The sequence below is a fragment of the Ureibacillus galli genome, from assembly GCF_014836845.1.
GTDB lineage: Bacteria > Bacillota > Bacilli > Bacillales_A > Planococcaceae > Ureibacillus > Ureibacillus galli.
In genome coordinates this window covers 68,440-78,207 of record NZ_JACSQA010000017.1, presented here as the reverse complement: position 1 = coordinate 78,207, position 9,768 = coordinate 68,440, and the positions used below count along the sequence as shown (strand labels likewise).

The 9,768-nt window shown below is 34.5% G+C and carries 7 protein-coding genes and 1 pseudogene; 2 read left to right on the top strand and 6 right to left on the bottom strand.

The window, feature by feature from the left end; genetic code table 11:
- Positions 1-107: 107 nt before the first annotated feature.
- The 6 genes from H9636_RS11910 to H9636_RS11885 all read right to left on the bottom strand — a co-directional run bounded on the left by H9636_RS11910 (position 108) and on the right by H9636_RS11885 (position 5,927).
- Positions 108-1,121: a S66 family peptidase gene (locus H9636_RS11910; protein WP_191707803.1), complete on the bottom strand. Its 1,014-nt coding sequence runs from the start codon at positions 1,119-1,121 to the stop codon at positions 108-110.
- Between the two features lie 154 nt (positions 1,122-1,275).
- The gene (locus H9636_RS11905; protein ID WP_191707802.1) at positions 1,276-1,674 is read right to left on the bottom strand and encodes a hypothetical protein; all 399 of its coding nucleotides are present in this window, start codon (positions 1,672-1,674) and stop codon (positions 1,276-1,278) included.
- 76 nt (positions 1,675-1,750) lie between these two features.
- Positions 1,751-2,494, bottom strand: a complete 744-nt coding sequence (locus H9636_RS11900) for an FG-GAP repeat domain-containing protein (RefSeq protein WP_191707801.1) — start codon at positions 2,492-2,494, stop codon at positions 1,751-1,753.
- Between the two features lie 122 nt (positions 2,495-2,616).
- Positions 2,617-3,657, bottom strand: a complete 1,041-nt coding sequence (locus H9636_RS11895) for a YkvI family membrane protein (protein WP_191707800.1) — start codon at positions 3,655-3,657, stop codon at positions 2,617-2,619.
- A gap of 177 nt (positions 3,658-3,834) precedes the next feature.
- The gene (gene menC, locus H9636_RS11890; protein WP_191707799.1) at positions 3,835-4,941 is read right to left on the bottom strand and encodes an o-succinylbenzoate synthase; all 1,107 of its coding nucleotides are present in this window, start codon (positions 4,939-4,941) and stop codon (positions 3,835-3,837) included.
- A gap of 203 nt (positions 4,942-5,144) precedes the next feature.
- A complete protein-coding gene (locus H9636_RS11885) occupies positions 5,145-5,927 on the bottom strand; it encodes an SDR family oxidoreductase (protein WP_225230195.1) in 783 nt (260 codons plus the stop codon).
- A 264-nt stretch (positions 5,928-6,191) separates the two neighbouring features.
- Here H9636_RS11885 and H9636_RS11880 point away from each other — a divergent pair, with 264 nt between their 5' ends.
- Together H9636_RS11880 and H9636_RS11875 are read left to right on the top strand one after the other, a co-directional pair.
- On the top strand, positions 6,192-7,376 hold the full coding sequence (locus H9636_RS11880; protein ID WP_191707797.1) for a YbfB/YjiJ family MFS transporter: 1,185 nt from the start codon (positions 6,192-6,194) through the stop codon (positions 7,374-7,376).
- A gap of 1,206 nt (positions 7,377-8,582) precedes the next feature.
- Positions 8,583-9,742: pseudogene (locus H9636_RS11875) on the top strand (MFS transporter).
- Positions 9,743-9,768: the final 26 nt, after the last annotated feature.

Here is a 9,768-nt window from a genome sequence, read left to right as displayed (position 1 = left end):
AATACCCGAAAAACGTTCAAAATTACAAAAGGCCTTCAGAATGTGACCATTCTGAAGGCCTTTTGTCGACAATCTGTAAGGGCGTCTTATTTGAGACGCCCTTTTTGTTATACAAACTGTTGTTTTATAACACTACCACTATTGTAAACCCTCACTTCAGCATGCGCCCCGTTCACAAAGGTTAGTTGTGGAGGCATATGCCCACAATCAATGTCATACGCAATTGGTATGGCCAACTCTTCCGCTAGTTCCATATAAACATCTAAAACATGGTAATCATACATTGAATCATTGGCTTCGCTTCTTCCAAACAAAATACCACTACAATTGTTAAACCACCCTGCCAATTTCATTTGCACTAACGATCTTCGTAAATCTGTTACATTTAATTGACAGTTCTCTAAATACCAAATGAGCGGTTCGTTTTGGATGAACTCTTGTTGAAAGTGTTTGACATTCCCATATTCCGTTCCGATTAAATGACGTATTACATCGATACAGCCACCAAGTAACCTTCCTTTTATAAACATCGGGGAATTAGAAATCGTTTTCCATTTTGTCGGTTCTGTTAAATGGAATATCCACTCCGTTGGATAATCGTACTGCCAACGTTCTTGATATTTTTCTGAAGGATATTGAATTACTTCCTCTCCCGCTTTTGTAAAAAGTACCTTTTCCCACATAGCTGTTGTTGGATCTGATATTGGACCACGTAAATCAATTAAGTTTGTCCCATGTGCCGTTGCAATCCCTGTTTTTAATGTAATGGCCAGAAGGAGTACACTTAAATCAGAATACCCTAACAACCATTTCGATTTTATTTGATCAAATTCGATATGTTCCAATATTTCAATTAACAATTCCCCTCCCCAAGGGGGAAATATAAATTGAATCGTGTCATCCTGTAACAGATTATTTAGTTCCTTTGCTCGAATGTTAGCAGGGGCCGATTTAGCTTTATATTCTGTCCAACAGGTTTGTCCAGCAACAACTTCATATCCCTTTTGTTCCAAACGATAAATCGCTTCTTCTAGCAAAGAATGTTGTTCCATATGTAAGCCGGACGATGGAGCAGTTACTCCAACCTTAACCGGTTCTGTCAACGATGGATAAATAATCATTATAAAATCCCCATTTCTCCTATAAAAATTTTTCTTATCTCTTCAACATATTATTTTTTTTCTATATTTAGGATTACTTTTTTTATTACCGTAAAAAAAGTAGTATTAGAATAAGCTTCTAATACTACTTTGGGGATTTTAATATGCATTTAAATTAACGTTTTTCGTCATCTTTTCCTGGCACTTCATTTCCTGCTTCATCAGTTGCATTATCGTTATTACCATTCATATCCGCGCCGTTTGTAGTGCCATTCGTTGTACCATTTGTATTTCCATTGTTGTTAGTTCCCATGCCATCTTCTGTTTCAACAGCTTCATTTGGATTTTTATTACCATTGCTATCTAATGGTTCATCACCAACTGTATTGTCAATATCGCCAGTACCATTATCATTTGTACCGTTGTCATTTGTATCGTTTAAATCGTCGTTTACATCTTCATTGATAATTTCATCATCGTCAATTGCATCGTTTTCCTCTGCATTATCATTTCCACAACCAACTAACACACCCGCTAATAATAATGAGAAAGGAATTAACAAGAACTTTTTCACAGAAATTTCCTCCTTATACTTGATGTTTTTAGGATGTGCAGTTTTTTGGCGTTTATTCATATTTTTTTACTTTTTATTAAATATTTTCTCCATGTATCGACACCGTTTGACGTACAATTGAAAATTGACGTCCATCCCAATGTAAAAGATTTTCAACAATTCCTAATCCATCGGCGTGATATTGTCCTGCAATTAGTTGCATTGTAAGTAAATAGTATCTTCCATTTCGCGCTAAATCAATGGGATATATCGCACTGATTGGATCTACCCAACCTTCAATTGGTTGTTTTAAAGTTCCATTTGGATTATAAATTTCATCTAAATATTCTTTCCCTTTATATTGCAAATCTAAAATATATTTTTTCTTCGGGTTTTCACTTACTACACTTGCTTTATATTGATTTTCATATTGTACTGTATAGTTGTGTTGTTCATTAAACTGAATCGAGTCAAAGATTTTCATCATTCTTCCTTGGATTGAAGTAAAGACGTAACCATATAAAATACCACCACTCCCACCGGAATCGATCGTTATTAAAATATCCTTTACTCCGTTACCTGTTAAATCTCCTAACCATATTGTTGGGTTATAACCAGCATTTTCAGGAAGTGCAATATGCTGAAATTGATTAGTATGGCCATTTTTTACTGTCAGCGTTATATTCCTTAAAAAAGGACTATCGGGCTCTTTCGTACCTGTCAGATATACCCAATCAGGAAATCCGTCCCCGTTTACATCACCGAATTCGCTTGCTACTATTTGCTGATTTGAAGTACTTGGTACATATGGTACCGTTCTTCGCCACTGGAAATTATTCATCTTTCTTCTCCTCTACTAATTGAAATAAACATCACTCTTATTTCTTATTTAATGTTCAACAGTAAGGAAAAGTGCCTTATAATAATTCCATTAATAGCTAAAGATTAATGAACTTTGAATTTCTACTCACTACTTATCTTTGTAAAAAGAATGGCTAAAATAAGGGCAAATCCTAAATACCCCATTAATGAATAGACTTTACCAACCAATGTAGTAAAACCTACAAAGCTTGCCATAAAACCAATGGCACCAACCAATATAACAGACGGCTTATAAATTGGATCCTTTGGTGGGACGAAACGAATTATAAATGAATATAGAAGACCTACCGCTGTATTATAAATCATCCCCAATAAAGCAAAAGCCATTAAATATCCTAATAAGGGATGAATATTTTTAGCAATTTCTAAAATGGGCATTTCTGTTCCTGACACAATTTCCATCTTGGCAAACATAGCGACATTAATTAATAAAATTAGCATTCCAAGCATTAACCCACCAATAATTCCTCCTGCCCCAGCTACTCTTCTTGTTGATGCCGTACGACCAATTACAGTAAGCATCGCGACAGAAGAAGCAATATTATAAGATACATAAAGCAATGCACCCATAATCCAGTTTGGTGCAGCTATTGGTTGATGTTGTGCCAATATATTTTGTTCAGCAAAGGATAAATCCATTGTAAATATAGAATAGAGGGCAATCATTAACATGATTGCCATTAAATATGGTGTAGCTACTGCAATGACATTAATAATACTTTTCACATTAAGCATTAACGTAAAGACAGTTAAAGCAACCATGAGCAAACTTCCTATGAAGGGGTCAAACCCTAACATTTGCTTTACTGTTGAAGCAGCACCAGCGAACATGGCGACCACTAACGCAAATAAAAAGAAGGTGATAAGTAAGTCCAAAACTGTTCCGAAAGCCCGCCCCGCTATATGGTATACAACCTCTTTATGGGAAGTAGTTTGCAACTCATATCCTAACTGTGCTATACACATTCCTAAATAAGAAAATCCTATTGTGGCGACAATCGCACCAAGGATACCGTATAAGCCAAACCCCGTGAAAAATTGCATGATTTCTTGTCCAGAAGCAAAACCCCCACCAACAACTAGTCCAACAAAAGCGCCACCTATTTGAAAACTCTTTTTCACCAATTCCCTCATTTCTAAAATTGGACAATTACCTAGAAAGGTAATTTTTTTCTATGAACAAGCTCTCATTATATGGATATGATTTCTTTTCTTTTTCATACATCCTTAAACTGGTTTTACAATATTCAAATTTCGTCGAAAAAAATCCGAAAACAAGAATTTGTTTTCGGATAACCACTATCGATATATTTTTTTGGCTATTGTAAATTGATTTATCATCTCTATATTTGGCTCATAACCTATCCCTACTTTTTGAGGTACGAGTATATAACCGTCTTTTACTACGACTTCCGGTTCTATAATATCATGATCCCAGTAATGATTTGAGCCAGCTGTATCACCAGGTAATATAAAGTTAGAAAGGGAAGTTAATGCTATATTATGAGCTCGTCCAATCCCCGATTCTAACATTCCTCCACACCAAACGGGAATATTTTTTTCCTGACAATAATCATGAATTTTTTTCGCTTCAGTAATCCCACCTACACGCCCGATTTTAATATTGATGACACCACAACTACCTAACTCGATTGCTTTCTTCGCATCTTCTAAAGAATTAATACTCTCATCTAAACAAATTGGTGTTTTAATTTCCTTTTGAAGTTTTGCATGGTCAACGATGTCATCGTAAGCAAGCGGTTGCTCAATCATAGTTAAATTAAACGCATCCAGTTGTTTCAGTAACTCGATATCATCTAAACTATACGCTGAATTAGCATCTGCCATTAACGGCACATTAGGGAAATGTTCCCGCAACACTCGAATTACTTCGATATCTTTACCTGGCTTAATTTTCACTTTAATGCGTTTATATCCTTCTTTAATCGCCTGCCCGACCACTTCGATTTGTTTTTCGATTGTTTTTTGTATACCGATACTAATTCCTACTTCAATTTTATCCTTTTGACCACCCAATGCTTGAGCCAATGATTGGTTCGTTTGTTGTGAATAAATATCCCAAAAGGCACCTTCAATAGCTGATTTTGCCATATTATTTTTCCGAATTCCTTTAAGTAAATCCGTTATATCAACTGGATGGTTTATTTCTTTATTTAAAAGAAGAGGAATGATGAAATCCTCTAACATATGCCAATTCGTCTTTAATGTTTCCTCGGTATACCAAGGTGCGTCGAATGCTACAGATTCTCCCCATCCAGTTGTTCCGTTCTCTTCTTTTACTTCTAATAATAAAAACTCTTTCTCATGAAACGTTCCAAAACTTGTTGAGAACGGATTTTTTAACCGCATTTTCAAATGATGTATAATAACTTCAGTAATTTTCAATGGCAATCCTCTTCTCCCTAAATGGTCTTTAAATTATATATAATTCTTTTATAAACGACTATCTTTCAACTATCATATCACCGTTTTTCATCGTCTTTAAAGTTTTAGCTTATAAAACAATACGCTCTCTTTTTGTAAAATAAAAAACCCCATTCCTGAAAATACATCGGAATGGGATTTTTATTTGAATAACTAAATCATTTTTAATATTTATAAGATTGACCACCGTCAATCGGAATCACAACTGCATTGATAAAATTAGCTTGATCAGAAAGTAGGAATGCTACTAAATAACCAACTTCTTCAGGTTTACCAAAACGTTTCATTGGGTTTGGTTGTACAAATTGTTTTCCTACTTCTTCCCAGTTTTCTGGATCGATTTGTTTTAATGATCCTTCTACCATTGGTGTCATGATGGCGCCAGGTGCGATAGCTTTAATAGATACACCAAATTGACCGTATTCAATACCTGAATTACGAGTTAATCCAACTACACCGTGTTTACTTGCAGCATAACCTGATTGGTTACCAATTCCGCGAATACCACCAACAGATGCAGTATTTACTACTGAACCATAACCTTGCTCTTTCATTACTTTTAAAACATATTTTAGTCCGTAGAATACTCCATTTAAATTTATACTAACTACTTTTTCAAATTCATCACTACCAAAATCTTCTGTTAAGTTTTGTTTCCCTTCAATACCTGCATTATTAAAGAATCCATCAATTTTACCGAAGGTTTCAACCGTTTTATTTACATAGTTTTGCACCGCTTGTTCATCAGCCACGTTCGCAGTAATCAGTAATATTTCTGCCTTTGGTGCTACTTCTAAAATTTTCGCTTTTGTATCTTCAAGACCTTTTTCATTTAAGTCAACTAAAGATAATTTTGCCCCTTCTTTAGCGACTTGAAGAGCTGCTGCTTGTCCTAATCCAGAACCTGCTCCAGTAATAAGTACAACTTTTTCTTCAAATCGATTCATCATGAAAGACTCCCTTAAGCTTATAAATTTAATATCTCGAATTCGAAATATTATAATCTAATCTATACCTCATTTTTTTATCTGTCAAAACTTAGGCTCTGTTTTTATACTTTCAATAACTAGCATAGAGCCTATTAAAAAATTTATACAAACAGCAGGCATTTACTTCATAAAGTTAGATATTAGCTAGGAAATACCTTGTTTCAACATGTTAGAATGTTACAATTATATAAATTTCAAATTGACTTTTAAGGGGATGACAATTTGCGTAAGCAACACATAGGGGTTGTGTTCGGAGGCGTTTTATTATTGGTTATTGCGATGGAAATCAGTCGATTTGCCTTTACACCGATATTACCATTTATGAGAATTGAAGAAGATCTTTCATTTGAAAAGGCAAGTTTTTTGGCATCGAGTAACTATATTGGATACTTTGTTGGTGCACTTGCTGCAGGATTTATTTTTCGAAATAAAAAGAATTTATTATTATTAAATGTTTTTCTCAATGTCTTCTCGGTTTTCTTTATGGGAATGACGGAATCCTTTTGGTTATGGATTTTCCTAAGATTTTTAGCCGGTACTACGAGCGGAATTATATTTGTTTTAACATCTAGCATTATTATGGACTACTTAGCTTCTCACTTATTAACACGCTTTTCTGGCTTTTTATTTTCCGGGATTGGTATAGGGATTGCGATTTCAGGATTACTTGTTCCTTTAATAGAATTATCCTTTGATTGGGAAGGTACTTGGCTCGGGCTGGGCATATTATCCGGATTATTTTTTGCTATCACTATTTTATTATGGAGGAAAGTTACAATTCAAGACGGAATAAAAGTTGAAAAAGCAGAGAATACGAAAATATTTCGAGGTTTCATGCCTTGGCTAATCATTGCCTATGGGTTAGAAGGACTCGGTTATATTATTACCGGTACATTTTTAGTCGATATTATCTACAATATTGAAAGTTTAAGATCCTTTGCCGGATTTAGCTGGGTAATAGCTGGTATTGCAGCTGCTCCAGCCGCTCCTATTTGGATGGCAATGATAAAAAAGGTTTCTACTGTTAAAGTGCTATCAATTGCTTACATATTACAAGTATTTGGAATTATATTACCGGTCCTGTCTCAAACATGGTGGAGCGTTCTTCTTTCAGCTTTCTTATTCGGTTTTACATTTGTCGGTATTGTTTCTCTATCAACTGCTTACGCCCGGGAACTATTTCCAAAGCAGAGTGGTGCAGTCGTTTCCGCTTTAACTACTGCTTATGCGCTAGGGCAAATTATAGGACCTATTTTAGCAAGTAAATTTGAAGCCTATTTTAATAGTTTTAAAGCGCCTATTTCCTTTGCCGGTTCTATTGTGACAACTGCAATCCTTATTTTATTATTTGGAAAATGGTATAGTGATCGGAGACAACTATCTCATATCTCCAAAATGTCAAATTAAAATGCATCAAAGAAATGTCAACAGGCAGCTACTCTTTTAATAAAAGAATAACTGCCTTTTTAAACTAAAAATCTATTCTTTTATTTTCAGGTCACTTACCTAGCTACTTATTCTATCCTTCCTAGACACTCTCCCAATTTTCTATAAAATAGACTTTCTCCTCCCAATCTCATATTTATTTTGAAGCATATTTTCCCTCTAATGGCTATATGTCCATTAACAAAATCTATTAAGCGAATATTATGTTAAAGAAAAGGAGGTGAAGAAATAAGTTGTAATTTTAATTAGCTTCCATCATTTTCAGTTCATTGATTTTCTAAACAAACCCAATTTCAAAACTAGACTTAAGTTAATAAATGTAATGGAATCTCTTTAAAAAATATTAGAAAATAAAACTGAAAAAGTAAAAAGCTAAAATAAACCTTTTACACGTTAAGCTACATTAGGTAGATTCATTTTTAATAGCAAAAAACGTTTTGCATCATCTTTCCCCTCAATTATGGAATTTGTCATTTAAATCGGACTTCGAAATGTGTTTATAGCACACTGCTTTATGAAGGGTGTTTTTAATAGAAAATGTCTTTGCTAGAATCCTCGCAGATGCAATTCAAAATTACTTGGTCGAGATCAAGGGTAAAAAAATTGTCTAGGTGGGAAGGCAATGATTTGAAAGTATCCTTGTAACGTAATTGCAAATGCTAGTATTTTTAAGTAAAGAACATTTACTAATGTGAAAAGTAATGGAATCCGAATTCCATTCGTACCCAAAACTATTCCGATGAGTCATTCTGAGAAAATTTGTCTTTCGATCTCTCATTTAATTAAAACTCACTGCTTTACTTTCATATAATTGCTTCTTCAATCCATTTGTAATAGCTACTTCTGATGAGATAAGGAAGACTAATATGTTTTGAATGGATGCTTTCCTAAAGTCACCATAAACTACTTACATCTCGGTAAGTACTTAATTTTAAATTTTATGTCTATGAAAATAGGCACTGCTCTATTTAATATTTCGCTTAATGTTTCTTCCACTAATCCATTATTACACCGATCATTTAATGCCTATTAGAACGGAACTAGTAGGCATTCTTTTTATTTTCATCATATTTTGAACATAGAACTGAAATAGTTGACTTCCTTACATAGATAAGGTTTATTTTTTGTATGTACAAATTTCCGGTTTTAGTTTAAAGGAGTTTCTTTATGAATCCAGGAGTATCAAAGATGACTTTAGTCATATTATTAAGCAATTTATTCATTTCTTTCATTGGTATAGGACTAGTAATCCCTGTTATGCCAACGATTATGAATGAGATGGCACTGAGTGGTTCTATTATGGGTTATATGGTCGCAGCTTTTGCCCTAGCTCAACTGATTGTCTCCCCAATTACTGGTAAATGGACAGATCAATTTGGACGAAAAAAGATACTTATTGTCGGTCTCCTCATATTCAGTATTTCAGAATTACTTTTCGGATTAGGGAAGACGGTTGAAATGTTATTTCTTTCCCGAATATTAGGCGGTATTAGTGGTGCCTTTATTATGCCTGCAGTTACAGCTTTTATTGCTGATATTACAACGGAAAGTGCTCGTCCAAAAGCACTTGGGTATATGTCTGCTGCGATTAATACCGGTTTTATTATCGGACCCGGTATTGGTGGCTTATTAACAGAGTTCGGTACACGTACACCTTTTTTCACCGCTGCACTTTTAGCTTGTATTGCCGCCGTCATCTCTTTTTAAAGGAACCAAAAGCGAGCGAGTCCATCAAAACTAGTGAAAAGATACCGACTGGCGTAAAACGGATTTTTGTTCCAATGTACTTTTTTGCTTTTATATTATTGTTTTTTAGCTCTTTTAGTTTAGCATCCTTCGAATCTTTGTTTAGCTTATTTGTCGACCATAAATTTAACTTTACACCTAAAGATATCGCATTACTCGTAACGGGTGGCGGACTTGTCGGTGCCCTTGCCCAAGTAATCTTATTCGATCCACTTACGAAAAAGTTAGGTGAAATAGGATTAGTAACATACAGTTTAATTGTCTCAGCACTATTGGTTTTTAGTATGACTGTTGTAAATACTTATTGGTCCGTAATGCTCACATCATGTATTGTTTTTATCGGTTTTGATTTAATTCGCCCTGCTATTACGTCCTACTTATCCAAACACGCTGGCAATGAACAAGGATTTGTTGGTGGAATGAATTCGATGTTTACTAGTCTCGGAAATATTATGGGACCGATGATTGGTGGAATGTTGTTCGATATTAATTTTAACTATCCCTATTACTTTGCTACGATCGTTTTAGTAATCGGCATTATCTTTTCCCTTTTCTGGAAAAGTCCATTATCTTCTAAATGAAAAATGACTCCATTTCGGTTTTTTCC

What these genes read in the sequence shown, in the direction of transcription:
- H9636_RS11910 (WP_191707803.1), bottom strand. Translation starts at nt 1,121, where the DNA reads ATGATTATTTATCCATCGTTGACAGAACCGGTTAAGGTTGGAGTAACT.
- H9636_RS11900 (WP_191707801.1), bottom strand. Translation starts at nt 2,494, where the DNA reads ATGAATAATTTCCAGTGGCGAAGAACGGTACCATATGTACCAAGTACT.
- H9636_RS11885 (WP_225230195.1), bottom strand. Translation starts at nt 5,927, where the DNA reads ATGAATCGATTTGAAGAAAAAGTTGTACTTATTACTGGAGCAGGTTCT.